This window comes from Capnocytophaga sp. H4358, assembly GCF_002302515.1.
Classification (GTDB): Bacteria; Bacteroidota; Bacteroidia; order Flavobacteriales; family Flavobacteriaceae; genus Capnocytophaga; species Capnocytophaga canis.
This window is the reverse complement of the sequence record NZ_CP022380.1, coordinates 2,526,440-2,541,592: the sequence shown is the minus strand read 5'-3', so window position 1 is coordinate 2,541,592 and position 15,153 is coordinate 2,526,440. Positions and strand designations below refer to the sequence as shown.

At 34.5% G+C, this 15,153-nt stretch carries 15 protein-coding genes; 1 reads left to right on the top strand and 14 read right to left on the bottom strand.

Annotated elements, in window-relative coordinates:
- Window positions 1-88: 88 nt before the first annotated feature.
- The 14 genes from rpsB to CGC49_RS10670 form a co-directional block, all read right to left on the bottom strand.
- On the bottom strand, window positions 89-811 hold the full coding sequence (gene rpsB / locus CGC49_RS10735) for a 30S ribosomal protein S2 (RefSeq protein ID WP_042006018.1): 723 nt from the start codon (window positions 809-811) through the stop codon (window positions 89-91).
- 149 nt (window positions 812-960) lie between these two features.
- Entirely contained in the window at window positions 961-1,347 is a 387-nt protein-coding gene (gene rpsI, locus CGC49_RS10730; protein WP_042006020.1) for a 30S ribosomal protein S9, read from the bottom strand.
- Complete coding sequence (gene rplM / locus CGC49_RS10725; RefSeq protein WP_042006021.1) at window positions 1,347-1,802, bottom strand: 50S ribosomal protein L13; 456 nt, start codon at window positions 1,800-1,802, stop codon at window positions 1,347-1,349. Before rplM ends, rpsI begins: the two co-directional genes overlap by 1 nt.
- 919 nt (window positions 1,803-2,721) lie before the next feature.
- Complete coding sequence (locus tag CGC49_RS10720; protein ID WP_095912602.1) at window positions 2,722-4,884, bottom strand: polyribonucleotide nucleotidyltransferase; 2,163 nt, start codon at window positions 4,882-4,884, stop codon at window positions 2,722-2,724.
- 255 nt (window positions 4,885-5,139) lie between these two features.
- The gene (rpsO, locus tag CGC49_RS10715) at window positions 5,140-5,409 is read right to left on the bottom strand and encodes a 30S ribosomal protein S15 (protein ID WP_042344363.1); all 270 of its coding nucleotides are present in this window, start codon (window positions 5,407-5,409) and stop codon (window positions 5,140-5,142) included.
- 87 nt (window positions 5,410-5,496) lie between these two features.
- Window positions 5,497-6,309, bottom strand: a complete 813-nt coding sequence (locus CGC49_RS10710; protein WP_042005584.1) for a (Fe-S)-binding protein — start codon at window positions 6,307-6,309, stop codon at window positions 5,497-5,499.
- A gap of 252 nt (window positions 6,310-6,561) precedes the next feature.
- Window positions 6,562-7,887, bottom strand: coding sequence for a (Fe-S)-binding protein (locus CGC49_RS10705; RefSeq protein ID WP_095912601.1), 1,326 nt, complete (start codon window positions 7,885-7,887; stop codon window positions 6,562-6,564).
- A gap of 176 nt (window positions 7,888-8,063) precedes the next feature.
- A complete protein-coding gene (locus CGC49_RS10700) occupies window positions 8,064-9,014 on the bottom strand; it encodes an MlaD family protein (protein WP_042005588.1) in 951 nt (316 codons plus the stop codon).
- A gap of 87 nt (window positions 9,015-9,101) precedes the next feature.
- Window positions 9,102-10,298 (bottom strand): N-acetylmuramoyl-L-alanine amidase, encoded by a 1,197-nt coding sequence (locus tag CGC49_RS10695; RefSeq protein WP_042344367.1) that lies wholly within the window; start codon window positions 10,296-10,298, stop codon window positions 9,102-9,104.
- Window positions 10,299-10,466: 168 nt separating this feature from the next.
- Window positions 10,467-11,120 (bottom strand): hypothetical protein, encoded by a 654-nt coding sequence (locus CGC49_RS10690; protein ID WP_042005591.1) that lies wholly within the window; start codon window positions 11,118-11,120, stop codon window positions 10,467-10,469.
- Window positions 11,121-11,255: 135 nt separating this feature from the next.
- Complete coding sequence (arsC, locus tag CGC49_RS10685) at window positions 11,256-11,600, bottom strand: arsenate reductase (glutaredoxin) (RefSeq protein WP_042005593.1); 345 nt, start codon at window positions 11,598-11,600, stop codon at window positions 11,256-11,258.
- A gap of 155 nt (window positions 11,601-11,755) precedes the next feature.
- Window positions 11,756-12,526 carry a C40 family peptidase gene (locus tag CGC49_RS10680; protein WP_095894353.1) on the bottom strand — a complete coding sequence of 257 codons (771 nt, stop codon included), beginning with the start codon at window positions 12,524-12,526 and terminating at the stop codon, window positions 11,756-11,758.
- Between the two features lie 390 nt (window positions 12,527-12,916).
- A complete protein-coding gene (locus CGC49_RS10675) occupies window positions 12,917-13,597 on the bottom strand; it encodes a hypothetical protein (RefSeq protein ID WP_095912600.1) in 681 nt (226 codons plus the stop codon).
- 93 nt (window positions 13,598-13,690) lie between these two features.
- Window positions 13,691-14,290, bottom strand: a complete 600-nt coding sequence (locus CGC49_RS10670) for a SprT-like domain-containing protein (protein ID WP_042005597.1) — start codon at window positions 14,288-14,290, stop codon at window positions 13,691-13,693.
- A 164-nt stretch (window positions 14,291-14,454) separates the two neighbouring features.
- On the opposite strand from CGC49_RS10670, the gene CGC49_RS10665 reads away from it, so the two are divergent.
- Window positions 14,455-15,138 (top strand): PAS domain-containing protein, encoded by a 684-nt coding sequence (locus CGC49_RS10665; protein ID WP_042005600.1) that lies wholly within the window; start codon window positions 14,455-14,457, stop codon window positions 15,136-15,138.
- Window positions 15,139-15,153: the final 15 nt, after the last annotated feature.

Genomic DNA, 15,153 nt, shown 5'->3' with positions numbered 1-15,153 from the left:
TTTGACAAATAAAAAAATCAAATTCTCAATGACTCCGTTACACTACACTCTGAATGACATTCAAACAATCTCTCAAATAGTGTAATAATTATTCAGCAGTTTCTGCCTCTTTATTGTCTGACGTTTTTCCTGCAAGACCTTCGTTAATAGCCTCTGTCACGTACGAGAGAATTTTTTCGATAGATTTTGAAGCATCGTCATTTGCTGGGATAACATAGTCCACCTCACGAGGGTCTGAATTGGTATCCACCATAGCAAAAATAGGAATGTTTAATTTTTGAGCTTCTTTAACTGCAATATGCTCACGCATTGTGTCCACAACAAACAACGCTCCTGGAAGGCGAGACATGTCAGCGATAGAACCTAAGTTCTTCTCTAATTTTTCTCTTAAACGTTCGATTTGTAGTTTTTCTCTCTTTGAAAGGGTTTCAAAAGTGCCATCTTTTTTCATTTTATCAATTGAAGACATCTTTTTAACCGCTTTGCGAATAGTAACAAAGTTAGTTAACATACCTCCTGGCCATCTTTCAGTGATGTAAGGCATCTTAACTGATGCTGCTTTTTCTGCAACAACATCTTTTGCTTGCTTTTTAGTTGCAACAAAAAGAATTTTTTTACCTGATGCTGCAATTTTCTTCAAAGCCTCATTAGCTTCTTCAATTTTAGCTGCAGTTTTGTATAAATTAATTACGTGGATTCCGTTACGCTCCATATAGATATATGGTGCCATATTAGGGTTCCATTTTCTAGTCAAATGCCCAAAGTGAACACCTGCATCTAGTAAATCTTTAATTTCTATGTTATTTGCCATTTTTTTAATAGTTTACGTTCCGTTGAAATTTAGCAATACTGAAGTGGAAACCATAACGTTTGCCAACAATATTTGGATGCTAAACTAAATTCCTTCTGAAAAGGAACAACGACAACAATGTTTTTAAATTCTTTAATAAGTCTAACGTATTAACGTTTAGAGAATTGGAATCTCTTACGAGCTTTTTTCTGACCGAACTTCTTACGTTCCACCATACGAGGGTCTCTCGTTAATAGCCCTTCCGGTTTCAATGTAGCTCTATTTTCAACATCAACTTCGCATAAAGCTCTTGATATTGCCAAACGAATAGCCTCAGCTTGTCCTGTTACTCCACCTCCGTAAACATTCACTTTCACATCATAAGTATCCTCTGTTCCTGTTAAAGCGAAAGGTTGTCTTACTTTGTACTGAAGTGTTGAGGTTGTAAAGTAATCATTTAATTCTCTTTTATTTACACTAATTGCACCATTACCTGGTTTCAAATAAACACGTGCAACCGCTGTTTTTCTTCTTCCAATTTTGTGAATTACTTCCATTATTTCAAATCGTTTAAGTTAACGGCTGTAGGTTGTTGTGCTTCGTGTTTGTGCTCTGTACCTACATACACTTTTAAATTACGTAAAATCGCCACACCCAATTTATTTTTTGGCAACATACCTTTAACTGCTTTTTCAATTAAACGTTCAGGGTGTTTCGCTAAGACGTCCTTAGCTGTTTGCACTCTCTGCCCTCCTGGATAACCTGTGTAACGAAGATATTCTTTATCGTTCCATTTGTTACCAGTTAAGTTGATTTTTTCAGCATTGATAACAATCACGTTATCTCCGCAATCAACGTGTGGTGTAAACTCGGGCTTGTACTTACCTCGTAGCAATTTTGCCACTTTTGAAGCAAGACGACCCAATGTCTGTCCTTCAGCATCTACCAAAACCCACTTTTTGTTAGCAGTGTTTTTGTTTACTGAAATTGTTTTGTAGCTTAATGTGTCCACATTTCTAATTTTAAATTAAACATTCCTTTTCCTTATCAAAATACATACGTATCTGAAATTGGGGTGCAAAGTTACAATTATTTACGTAATATGCAAATTTATTGATGCTTTTTTATTTCAGGAAATCATTTCTACTAACACTTTGTAATAGCAAAACTAAATTTAAGGAAGAAAGACTTTCTAACGTAACACACTAAACACTTCCTTAACAAAGAAAGTTATCTATGTTTATTCTAATTTTATCTATTTTGCTAAAAATCAACTCTCATAGGCAAACATTTTTTTTCGGTATTCACTCCTAAAAACTTGGGGAATAAGCAACGTCTTTGTGCAGTAGTAAGAAAAACTCAAGAGTAATTCAAAATACTATCGCTATGATGGGATATCATACTTTGATTAACATAGATTTTAGAATGTTTCTAAAAACAGAAAAAAAACTCTTCGAAAAAACTATATATTTTTGAGAGTAATTATGGTTGTCATATTCAAATTGACTCAGGATTTGTTTGCCACTAAACCTGATACATTTGAGTAATATTTTTGAGTACTAAAGTCTAGCTTTAATTGTTTTTTTCCTGAAAAAGTGAAGTCCTAAACTTTTAACTATATACTACCAATTACCACGCAGCATTTGATCTGTTTTGGTTACTTACCCATTCTTTTTATTTGGTGTGGATTTTCACGACCTTTAAATTATTCAATGGTACCGCCTTAGAAGAAAAATCTTTTGGAATGCAATTTGTGTTTTATTTCTTCTAATATTGAAAAAAAAATAGAAGGTTGTTTAAAAAGCGTTTTTCTATACATTACTCTGAGTGTAGAAATGTTTTTTAATAACTCATTGTTAGATTTTGCTTCTTATCTACAAAAGATAAGGATTATAGATTAAATCTTTTTAAACAACCTTATTGTATTCTGCTTAAGAGTTATGACTCTTTTTCTTATCCGTTCCTGATTTTCCGTTGTTATCTCTTGGTGGACGAGGTAATAAAGCCTTACGAGACACACGTGTCTTTTTTGTTTTAGTATCAACGCCTAAGTATTTCACTTCGATGATATCACCCTCTTTCAATGCATCAGAAACTTTTTCAATGCGTTCCCAAGCGATTTCAGAAATGTGGATAAAAGAATCCTTACCTGGCATAAATTCAACAATCGCACCAATTTCCAACAATCGGATTACTTTCACTTTGTAAGTTTCTCCTTCTACGGGTTCGAACGAAACAGCATGAACAGCATTAATTACTTCTTCAATACCTTCAGAATCAGTCCCTAATATTTCAACTATGCCCAATTCCCCCACTTCCTCAATAACGATGGTGGTGTTAGTACGAGATTGTAGGTCTTGGATATTTTTTCCTCCCGAACCGATGAACGCACCGATATATTCTTTCGGCATTTCCATTTTAACAATTTTCGGAGCATGAGCTTTAACTTCCGACTTAGGTTCGGCAATCGTATCAGTAATTTTGTTTAAAATATGCATACGTCCCTCACGAGCTTGTTCCAAGGCTTTCTCTAAAATTTCATAGGTCAAACCTTTTATTTTGATATCCATTTGACAAGCAGTAATTCCATCTTTGGTTCCTGTAACTTTAAAGTCCATGTCTCCCAAGTGGTCTTCATCACCTAAAATATCCGAAAGTACAGCATATTTATCCCCTTCGGTAATCAATCCCATTGCAATACCCGAAACAGGTTTAATCATCTGAACTCCTGCGTCCATTAACGCCAAAGTACCAGCACAAACAGTCGCCATTGACGATGAACCATTCGATTCTAAAATTTCGGAAACTACCCGAACAGTGTAAGGACAATCAGCTGGAATCATACGCTTCAAAGCACGTTGAGCTAAGTTTCCATGTCCAATTTCTCTTCGTGAAGTCCCTCTAAGTGGACGAGCCTCACCAGTAGAGAACGGTGGGAAGTTATAATGCAGGTAAAAACGTTCTTCACCTTGTTCTGTTGGAAGGTCAATAACGTTTGCTTCACGTGATGTTCCCAAAGTAACCGTTGTCAATGACTGAGTTTCACCACGAGTAAAAATAGATGAACCGTGAGCAGATGGTAGATAATCAATTTCGCACCAGATTGGACGAATTTGAGTTGTATTTCTTCCATCCAAACGGACATTTTCATTTAAAATAAGGTTTCTAACAGCTTCTTTATGAGCCTTTCCAAAATATTTGCTGATTAAAACAGCATATTCTTCCTGCTCTTCTTCCGTAAACAGAGCCATACATTCCTCTTTTACAGCAGCAAATTTGTCGCTACGCTCATGCTTTCCTGTATCTTCTTTAGCAATGGCGTAGCATTTTGGGTAAGCATAGTTATATACTTTATCCTTAATTTCCTCATTTTCAGATTCAGGTTCGTAACTACGTTTTTCAGTTTTTCCAACTTTTTCTGCCAAACGAATTTGAGCATCAATTTGTACTTTGATAGCTTCGTGAGCAAATTTGATGGCTTCGGTCATTTCTTTTTCAGAAACTTCGTCCATCTCTCCTTCCACCATAGCAACGAAATCTTTGGAAGCTCCTACCATAATGTCTATATCCGACTGAGCCAATTGCTCTTTGTTCGGATTTATGATGAATTTTCCATCAACACGACCTACCCGCACTTCGGAAATTGGCCCATCGAACGGAATGTCGGATACAGCAATACAAGCAGATGCTGCTAAACCCGCTAAAGCGTCAGGCATTACACTTTCATCGTGTGACATTAATTGAATCATTACCTGAGTTTCAGCATGATAGTCTTTTGGGAATAAAGGACGTAACACACGGTCAACCAATCGCATGGTTAATACCTCTTGGTCGCTTGGACGTGCCTCACGTTTGAAAAAACCACCGGGGAAACGTCCTGCAGCGGCAAATTTTTCACGATAATCCACCGTTAAAGGTAAAAAATCCGTATCTGGGTTAATTTCTTTGGCAGAAACTACTGTTGCAAGCAACATCGCATTGCCCATCCTAACAACAACAGAACCATCTGCTTGTTTAGCTAATTTTCCCGTTTCGATGGATATTTCTCTACCATCTTCAAGGGTAATAATTTCCTTTTTTACTTCTGGAATCATAAATTCTTTTTTTAATTAAACAATGGGTTGTGTTGTTGTTTATGTTATAATCCCAATGGCCAGTTATGCACCGACAGGCTTAAAAAGATTAATAGAATCTATAGTTGTATGTGTATTTTTCTGTTTTTCTTAGTTTTAAAAAATCTGTCCATGGAAAGACAAAAACACAAAAAGTAAAACACAAAAATATTTTGTCATTTTAAAGGAGAATATAAAAAACGTTTAAAAAAAAAGAGGCAAAAAGCCCCTTTTTGATTATTTTCTAATACCAAGTTCTTTGATTATATTACGATATCTTTCGATGTCGTTGTTTTTCAAGTAGTCAAGCAAACTTCTTCTTTTACCTACCAATTTAACCAACGCACGCTCTGTGTTATAATCTTTACGATTTGCTTTTAAGTGTTGCGTTAAGTGGTTGATTCTGTGTGTAAAAAGAGCTATTTGCCCTTCTGATGAACCTGTGTTCGTTTCTGAACCTGCGTACTTTTTGAAAATTTCCGCTTTAATTTCCTTTGTTAAATACATTCCAATATTGTTTTAAATGATTATTATGTACTGATTTTTAGGTGGCAAAGATACATAAAAATATGTAACCTCCAAATTTTTTATAATTTATTTTTCATCGTTCTGAATTGTAGGAGAAGCCATGCATAACAGTTCCACTACGTCTAAAATTTCGATAACATCCTCTTTTTTCTTACTTTTTATACCGTCTGTGAGCATTGTGTTACAAAAGGGACAAGCTGTAGCAATTACCTCTGGTTGTACTTCCAGAGCTTGTTCTGTGCGTAAAGCGTAGATCTCTTTATCGCCTCTTTCGGATTCTTTGAACATTTGGGCTCCACCCGCACCACAGCACATTGAGCGACTTTTACTTTTTTTCATTTCAACTAATTCGACACCCAATTTTTTTAACAAGTTGCGTGGAGCATCATAAACATTATTGCCTCTCCCTAAATAACAAGGATCGTGAAATGTCACACGTTTACCTTTAAAAAAATCTTTGTCAATATGTAGTTGATTCGATTTGATGAGCTTCTCAATATATTCTGTATGATGCCAAACCTCATAAACACCCCCCAATGCAGGATATTCATTTTTGAGAGTATTAAACACATGTGGACATGTAGTTACGATTTTTTTGACGTTATAAGCTTCCAAAAGCTGAATATTACTCATAGCTTGGATTTGGAAAAGAAACTCATTTCCAGCTCGTTTAGCAGGGTCTCCAGTATCACTTTCTTCAGCTCCGAGTACTGCAAAATCTACGTTAGCTTGATTTAGTAGCTGAACAAACGCCCGAACGATTCGTTTAGCTCGGTCATCGTAACTGCCTGCACTTCCTACCCAAAATAAAATTTCAGGAGATTTACCTTGTGCCATAAGTTCGGCCATCGTAGGTACGTAAAGCGTATTTCTGGTCATAGTCATATGCCGTTAGTAATCTTCAAAGACTTCAATAGAACGTTGTTTCGTCTAATCAGAAAAATATGTTGTACTTTTATTTTTAATCGTTTTATTATTAGGTTTTTAACTGTTTTGTAAAAATGTTTTTTTGAGACTTGAAATTGTAATTTTTCTACCTTTATCTAGCTCACCCTCTTTAGCTTACGCAACTTAAAAATGATTCTTTTTCCTACAGCTTTTAAACCCAAGATGTTTTTATACCTTCTAGAATTAAGATTCATTCACCCAATTCAGGCGGTCAGCTTGGCTATATGCCCATGGAGCTCCGTTATTTTCGATGTTGGTCATCATTGTATTTAACTCGGCAGGAGCTGCCGATTCTTCCATTACTAGGTATTGACGCATATCCATAATTATTGACAAAGGGTTGATACTAACCGGACACGCTTCCACACATGCATTACAGGATGTACACGCCCAAAGTTCTTCAGGAGTGATGTAATCATTCAACAGTTGTTTGTTATCATTCTGAAATTTACCTTTATTGGTATCAATATTTTTACTAACCTCCTCCAGTCGATCGCGTGTTTTCATCATTATGTTTCGTGGCGATAGTTTTTTCCCCGTTAAATTTGCAGGACATTCATCGGTGCATCGTCCACATTCGGTACAGGTGTATGCATTCATGAGTTGTACCCATGTTAGGTCAAAAATGTCCGAAGCACCAAATTTTTCAGGAGGTGTAGCGCTTTCAACAGGTACAGCAAAAGGATCAGTCGTAGGGTCGAGCATTAGTTTTACTTCCTCCAAAACCCGTTGGTTAACTTTTAATGCTCCTTGCGGACGCGTTGAAGCAAAATACGTATTGGGGAATGCTAAAACTATATGTAAATGTTTCGAATAGTACAGATAATTCAAAAAGAATAGTACTCCAATAATGTGTAACCACCAGCAACAACGCTCAATAGCTATTAGTGTTACAGCTGAAAAATTGGTAAAAAGTTTTGATATCCAACTGCTTATAGGGAAACTCCCTGCCTGGATATAGCCTTCAACTCCTAAATCCTGTAGTCGTAGATCCGCAGCATTCATTGTTAGGAAAAGAAGCATTAAAATGGTTTCGATGTAAAGAATATTATTACCGTCTTTTTTAGCCCAATTTTGAAGCTCTTCTTTTTTGAATCGACTTATATTCAACAGATTACGACGAATCCAAAAAACACCTACCGAAATGAGGACTAACAACGCTAACACCTCAAATGAAGCAATTAAAACATCATAAAAACTGCCTAAAAAAGCAAACACACGGTGTGTACCAAAGATGCCATCTATCACAATTTCAAGCATTTCGATATTTATGATAATAAATCCAAGGTATACCAGAATATGCAGAATTCCCGATATGGGACGAACGGTCATTTTTTGCTGTCCAAGTGCAATCCAAAGCATGTTTTTCCACCGCTGTGCTTTGTTGTCAGTCGTATTTTCGTCCTTTCCTAAACGGATATTCCGAACGAGTTTACGAACATTTTTTACAAAAAAAACGATAGCAATCGCAAATAGTAAACAGAATAGTATGTTAGGTAATATACTCATAATCATTTCTTTACTCTATAATAGAGTTCTATTCATTCATGTAGGACTGGAAAACGCTAATAGAACTCTATCAAAACCAATCTTATATGTAACTTAGTAGAGATACCAATTTCATTTCTGAAAATTAGTAAAATCTGCGAAGAGTAGATTGATAGAAGCTAATTTTTAGGATTAGCTTATTCTTTTTCAGAAGATTTATTTTCTTGGTAAGGTTGCTGTTTTTTCCCAAAAACTGAAAAATGCATATAGCGTTTTGGATTTAGTCGTAAATCTTCTAATAATAATTCCAATTGCTTACTGCTGTTGCTCAAATTGTTATACAAAATTTCGTCTTTCATCAGTTTCCCTAAACTACCATTACCTTTTTCCATATTAGCAAGTACCGCATTGAGATTTGCTATAGCTGATTGTGTTTCTTTAATAGTTTTATCTAGGTCAGCGTTTGCTAAATTATTTGAGACTTTAGCTAAATCAGCGGTAATTTTATTAGTATTTTGTAGACTTGCGTTCAAATGCTCTTGATTGGTTGCTAACATTTTATTCAACATTATGGTTGATTTGTTCAAATGTTGCATTGTACTACTTAAATCCGAAATAGCTTTTTTTAAATCAGCTACTGTTTTTTCGTCTAATAGCGTATTTATGGAATTGATTGTTGCATTAGAATCCGTGAGTAAACGGTTGATTTTCTCTTGTGTAGGGTCAATTTTTGAAGATAAGGATGTCATCATGTCTTCTTTAATTGAGCTTGTAAGTATTTCGCCCGATTCGGCAAGTGGAGCATCGTCAAATACAGGTACAATCTGCATTGAAGTTCCCCCTAAAAGACTGCTATAAATTTCAGCTTTACTATTTTTTGAGAAAAGAAAATCCTTTGAACAAGATAGAGTTACTTTAATTTTGGCCGTTTTTTCTTCCAAAGTTACAGCATCAACATTACCGATTTTAACCCCATTGACTGTTACAGGTGTTCCTGATTTTAATCCATTGGAATGATCAAAATAAGCATAGTAAGTATTAGTTCTGCTGAACATTGTTTTGGATTTCAAAAAGTTAAATCCAATGAAAAAACAAGCAATACCTGCAATGACGATGACAGCAGCTTTAAATTCTTTTGATAATTTCATTATGTACTTTTTACGATTTTATGTTTAGTTTCTAAATGTGCAAAGGTACGGATAAAAAAATGAAACTATCTTAAAAAAATATCAAAATCATTCATTTTTTTCAGCTACACTTAATTGTACGGGTTTTCCATCCAAATATGCAATTATGTAAGCATCCTTGTATCCAACTTTTTTTGCATTGGCTAACAGTACGTTAGCCTCTGAGCGTTTGGAGGCTGCTCCATAGAGATAACAGTATAAGTTTCCACATTTTACGGATGAAATTGGAGACAATTTTTTGAAGTTGTAAGGTTTAGCCTCTATTTTTTTGGCACTGGATGACAACTGTATTTTATAGACAACCTTTGATTTTTTGATATTTCCTTTTTTCTGAGTGGTACTATTATTCTTTTTGGTTGTATTACTGCTTTTGGAGGTCGTTTTGGCTGTTTTTTTTATGTTATTTGTCTTTTTAGGGCTTGATGCTTTCTTTTCTGATGACTTAGCAGGTGTTTCTTCTATAAAATTTTCTGGAACAATATGCGAACTACGTGATTGTACCCATGTTTTATAAGACAGAATAGCATCGGCGATGTTTTCTGCAAAATCTGTTTGTCCCTTTTTGGAGGCTAAAAATTTCAACTCATCATTATTTGACAAAAAACCAGTTTCAACCAGTATACTAGGCATATAGGTTTGGTGTAACACAATAAACGGTGCTTGTTTTACCCCTCGATTGTTACGTTGCATCACATTTGTGAAATTATCCTGTACATATTTTGCCAACTGAATACTCTGCTCTAAAAACTCCTCCTGCATGATCGATAAACCGATGAACGATTCAGGTGAGTTTATGTTGTAGGCAGCATATTTGGTTTTGTAGTTATCTTCCAAATAGATTACGGCGTTCTCGGTTTTTGCGACTTCCATGTTTCGGTCGTTAGCACTCAAACCTAACACAAAGGTTTCAGAACCAGCGGCTTGTGTGTGATGGGCATTGCAATGTACCGAAACGAACAAATCGGCTTTAGCTCTATTAGCGATGGCTCCACGCTCATACAAATCGACAAAAACGTCTTTTTTTCGTGTGTAAATAACCTGAATATCAGAGTGTTGTTCTAGTATTTTTCCTACTTCTAAAACAATATTTAGTGCCACATCTTTTTCGTATATCTTTCCTTTCCCAATTTTCCCCGGGTCTTTACCACCATGCCCAGCGTCTAAAACAACGTTGAAAGTAGGAGTTTTTTGTGAAAAAATTAAATTCGACACTAAAAGTGCTAAAAATAATAAGATGTTTTTCATTTCTGTTATGATGTTTTTTTAGTAAGAGATTGTGATTGAATTTTTTATTTATGCTGATTAGTGTATTTAGACATTTTCGAAAATCTCGGGTATATTTTTTTGATATGATGAAATTCTAAAGGTAAAGTTTATTACAATTAGAAATCAATGCTTTTGAACGTCATTAGGTTACTCCTCTTTTTCGATTTCTTTCACGACAACAAATTGAGCCTTTGAGCCCGTTGCCAAATTCCACTGATTCTGAGCAATTATCTTTCCTTTGTCGTCTAATACTTTGAAATCGGCTGTATTGGGCCCAGATTCTCCTTGGTTGAGTGCTAAAAATTCGATTTTATTAAATCCTGGTTTAAGTTGAATTTGAAATCCTTTGTAATCTCCTACTAAAAGAATATCGTGAATTTCGACTTTGTCATTGACCAAAATACTTACTCTGTCTCCGTCAATTGCCTGAAAGTCACGACAATATACGTTTACATGTCCTCCATTACTCAAAAAATCACCAAAAAATTGATTACCTTTTGGAGCATCATACTCTTCTTTTTGTTGGTAATTATTCAAATAAGAACGATTTTCCGTGAATTTTTTGTGTACTAAGTTACTTTTTCGCGTGAAATCAATCTGTTTTTCAGGCGTTTTCATAAATGGATTTTCTTTTGTTTCCACTCCCATCGGTAGGGTGTAAGTATCACTCGGAAGTTCCAAAGTAGGAGCTTTCTCCAATGGAATCACCACAGGTAATTCCCTCTTTTTGTTTTCAAAAGGCTGTGCATTTGCAAAGAAAACAAATCCAAAAAGAGATATTATTAAATAGTGTACTTTCATAGTCGTAAAATTTTAAAGATAAGCCAAGAGCAATAAAAAGGCTATTTTTCGTTACACAAATAGTATGCCTTACATAAAAACTTACTCAAAAATTTTAGAGAATCTACTGAAATATAATTTTTTACAGATAAATTATTATCGTATGAATTCATAAATTTTTTCTTCAGGTCGCCCGATGATGGCTTTATTACCTTGCACTACAATAGGACGCTCAATGAGTTGAGGATGTGTAACTAATAAATCTATTATTTCGTTATCTGTCAATGCTTTATTTTGATAGTTTTCCTTCCATATGCCTTCGTTTTTACGAACCAACTCCATGGGAGGAATCCCTAATTTTTCAAGTAGAGTGATAATTTCTTTTTTCGTCAGCGGATTTTTCAAATATTCCACCACCTCAAATTGTTTTTCTGAATTTTTGAGTATGTCCAGACCACATCTTGATTTGGAACATCTTGGATTGTGATAAATCGTAATCATTTAATCATGTTTTTGATTTGTTATAACTATATAATAAGTCCGGAAAGATGCTGTTTTTCCTATAATGGATTTCGTAGTCTTGATTTATGTCTATCAACTTATATTATTTGTGAATAACAAATCCATAAAAGAGATGACATTCTTTGTAAATCAATTCATTGTGTTTTTTGAACTATTCGTTTCATAAGTCTGAGTTTGTGGGTATAATTTCGTAGTTCGGAGTTGAAAATACCGATATGGTCTAACCTATCAATACGTACTTTGCCATATGAATGGATGATATGATTATCACCCAACAGAATTCCAACATGAATTATATTTCCCTCTTCATCGTCGAAAAAAGCCAAATCGCCTGGTATAGTTTCCTCAATGAAATCGACCAAAATCCCTTGAGAGGCTTGTTTTTCAGGAGTTCGTAAAAGCTTGATTCCATTAAGTTTATAAACAATTTGAGTGAATCCAGCAGCATCAATCCCGAACGGAGTGCGTCCACCAGCCAAAAAGGGAACGTTTAGATAGTCTAACGCAAGAGCAACAATACCTTTTTCAGTAGGTTTTTGTGTTGATTGAGAGGTGTTTATAAGGTGATTGTGTGAAAAAGTAGCTCCACGAGGAATTTGTAAAAACACGTTATTTGCATTTTTTACTCGCAGTTTTGTTATCCAACGGTGGGCGTATTTTTCCTTTTTTTTCAAGCATTTACGATATTCTTTGTCGGAAATCAGCTGAATTTGATTTGCTAAAATCCAACCTTCACTGCCGTCATATAGGACAAGTATTTGATACCAATCTTCTTGTTTATCAATTACTTGCAATAATTCACCAAATAGCAACTGTGTTACCATTCCTGCTTCTTCACACGGATGTAGACGAACAGGCACCACACTCAAATGGCATATCCCATAAGGCATATTTATAATTTTCATATATAACTACTTGCAGCGTACGTATTTAAGCTACAAAAATAGCAACTATTTTTTAGTAAATCACAAAAAAAGTTATGTTTATTTTGAAAATAATCGGATTAACAGGATAATTATTTTTTATTTCACTGATTATCAGTAGTTTATTTATTCATAAGTTTTGTTATATAGTTTCACAGAAATCTTTATTATATCAGTCTGTAACATAAAGATTTTACTCATGAATCATTATTTTAAGTCGTATTATTTCCTTTTTAGAGCCATTTTATTAGGTTGGGTGATATGCTTTAAAGCTCTCTAATACAGTTTTTTAGAATATGGAATACAAACAAAATCCGACTTAATAGAAATCAAGTCGGATTTATTTATGTTTCTAATATACAGAGTATTAAATTAGAATTTTACGTTTAAAACGGCTGAAAATCTGATAATAGGTTCATTAGAACTTATGTTTGAATTCCAAGATGTTGCAATGCCTGTTTCAATATTATTGAAGCAGTACAGGAAATCAACTGCGATTTCTGGCTGAACAATACCTAAGAAAATCCCACTCGTTTTTTTGTTATCGATAATATATACTACTTCCTCTCTTTTATTTTCTCTCTCATAGGCAGCTGTAATACTCTGATTTTTAATTTCATACAAAGGAATGTACATACCTGCTCTGATTTTAAAATATTCACGATCTAACAGAGAATAAAATATGCTACCTCTAAACAGTTTAACATCCGTGTGCGAAGAAAAATCTTTTCTGACTAATCCGATGCGTTGTAAAGATAAACTGTAAGGATTAATCTTATTAAACGCATTAAATCCATAGAAATCAACTCCTAATAAGAAACGAGAGCTTATTTTTCTTTGATAAGAAATATTATAATCCGAGTATGTTTCGTTAAATAGATGTGATGTTGGTTTTGATTGGTCAAAAATAGAACTATCACCATCTTCGAGCAACAGGGTATTCAAAACACCTTTTTTAAAACTGATAAAATTTTTACTTTCCGCGTCTTGTGAGTAAAGCTGATGGGTTATTCCTATCACCAAAAGTAGCGATAAAACTTTGATTTTTTTCATGTTATTCTAAGATTTGTTCAAAGTGCAAACATATGCCATGAATTTAAAAAATCAAAATAATTTGTTTTTTTTATTGAATTCGTTTCTTAATAGTTACATTTTTAAAGGCTCTACTTCGGCATGAGGTTGAAAGACATAAACCTTTTTGGTATTTATTTCAATACATTCAAAACATTTAACACGTTTGCGTCCTTTTTGAAACACACGTCCGTCTGCGATACGAAAAATGCTGCCTAACGGTAGCTCAAAAATAAAACATATATCCTGATTTTCATCATATTTTTTAAGAGTAACCGCTAATAGAGAATCAATATCACTGCTGGATTTTGGGTTTCTGAAATGATTGGCAACCACTTTTAGCAAATCCGTAGGAAAGATAGAGGGAGAAATGAATGGAATCATCAGTTGTTGGAAAGTGTATTTCCATTCGTTCCCGTGAGGTTTTATGTTTCTACCAAATTTTTCAAACGCCACTAAATGAGCAATTTCGTGGATAAGTGTGATTAAAAAGCGGTATTTATTTTCACCAGCATTTACTGTGATAAGATGTTGTCCATCAAGCAGTTGCCTGTAATCCCCATGTCTTGTTTTTCGTTCATTGACAATTTTAAGATGAACATTATTCCGTTTGATAAGTTCAAAACAGGGCATGACAGCATTTTCAGGTATGTATTTTGCGAGTATGCGTTCCATTCGGCAAATATAAGAAATTTATTTTCTCCTAAAATAGTTTAATTGTCCATGTTTATTGTTGTGAATAACTTTAATTTTAATAAAAGTTTAACATTTTTAAAGGGATATTATTCTCTTTATTTTCCGTACTTTTGTCGAGAAATAACCAATACAGATTTTTGCATATGATTAAGGATTATCGAGACATCGAATTGACAGTTGAAAGACCCACTCCTATTGATAAAGAAGTGGTTTGGGATAAATCAAAAGTTATTATAAGTGAGACAGATGTGTACGGTCGTATTACCAACGTGAACGACATTTTCTGTACGGTTGCGGGATATACTCCAGCTGAGATGATTGGTCAGCCACACAGCATCATCCGTCACCCAGATATGCCAAAGGTAACATTCAAAATGCTTTGGGACAACTTGAAAATGGGGAATAATTTTGCAGGTGTCGTTAAAAACTTAGCAAAATCAGGCGAATATTATTGGGTTATTACCGATTTTGAGATGCGTCGTGACGCTTTGGGGAATATCACACACTACATCGCACGTAGAAAATCTGTACCAAAAGGAGTGATTGATAATTACGTAGCCCCCTTGTACGAAACAATGGTGAAACTTGAAAAAATTGGTGGTATGGATTTGAGTGCTCGTTTTTTCAAAAATTATTTGGACAAACAAGGAAAAGACTACATTGATTTTATCATTGATGTAATGGCTGAAAATAGAGAAAATGTAGCGTTCCAAGACATTCCAGTGACATCTATTGATACCAATAAAATGGTTTCCGATGACATCTATACTGTGAGTGATGAGATGAACGAAAAACGTAAAAGTTTCTTTGGTAGATTATTTTCTTAATTAATTTTTACAATA

Excerpts from the sequence above, each read along its gene's own strand:
- rpsB (WP_042006018.1), bottom strand. The coding sequence starts at position 811 with ATGGCAAATAACATAGAAATTAAAGATTTACTAGATGCAGGTGTTCAC.
- rpsI (WP_042006020.1), bottom strand. The coding sequence starts at position 1,347 with ATGGAAGTAATTCACAAAATTGGAAGAAGAAAAACAGCGGTTGCACGT.
- CGC49_RS10720 (WP_095912602.1), bottom strand. The coding sequence starts at position 4,884 with ATGATTCCAGAAGTAAAAAAGGAAATTATTACCCTTGAAGATGGTAGA.
- rpsO (WP_042344363.1), bottom strand. The coding sequence starts at position 5,409 with ATGTATTTAACAAAGGAAATTAAAGCGGAAATTTTCAAAAAGTACGCA.
- CGC49_RS10710 (WP_042005584.1), bottom strand. The coding sequence starts at position 6,309 with ATGACCAGAAATACGCTTTACGTACCTACGATGGCCGAACTTATGGCA.
- CGC49_RS10705 (WP_095912601.1), bottom strand. The coding sequence starts at position 7,887 with ATGAGTATATTACCTAACATACTATTCTGTTTACTATTTGCGATTGCT.
- CGC49_RS10700 (WP_042005588.1), bottom strand. The coding sequence starts at position 9,014 with ATGAAATTATCAAAAGAATTTAAAGCTGCTGTCATCGTCATTGCAGGT.
- CGC49_RS10695 (WP_042344367.1), bottom strand. The coding sequence starts at position 10,298 with ATGAAAAACATCTTATTATTTTTAGCACTTTTAGTGTCGAATTTAATT.
- CGC49_RS10690 (WP_042005591.1), bottom strand. The coding sequence starts at position 11,120 with ATGAAAGTACACTATTTAATAATATCTCTTTTTGGATTTGTTTTCTTT.
- arsC (WP_042005593.1), bottom strand. The coding sequence starts at position 11,600 with ATGATTACGATTTATCACAATCCAAGATGTTCCAAATCAAGATGTGGT.
- CGC49_RS10680 (WP_095894353.1), bottom strand. The coding sequence starts at position 12,526 with ATGAAAATTATAAATATGCCTTATGGGATATGCCATTTGAGTGTGGTG.
- CGC49_RS10675 (WP_095912600.1), bottom strand. The coding sequence starts at position 13,597 with ATGAAAAAAATCAAAGTTTTATCGCTACTTTTGGTGATAGGAATAACC.
- CGC49_RS10670 (WP_042005597.1), bottom strand. The coding sequence starts at position 14,290 with ATGGAACGCATACTCGCAAAATACATACCTGAAAATGCTGTCATGCCC.
- CGC49_RS10665 (WP_042005600.1), top strand. The coding sequence starts at position 14,455 with ATGATTAAGGATTATCGAGACATCGAATTGACAGTTGAAAGACCCACT.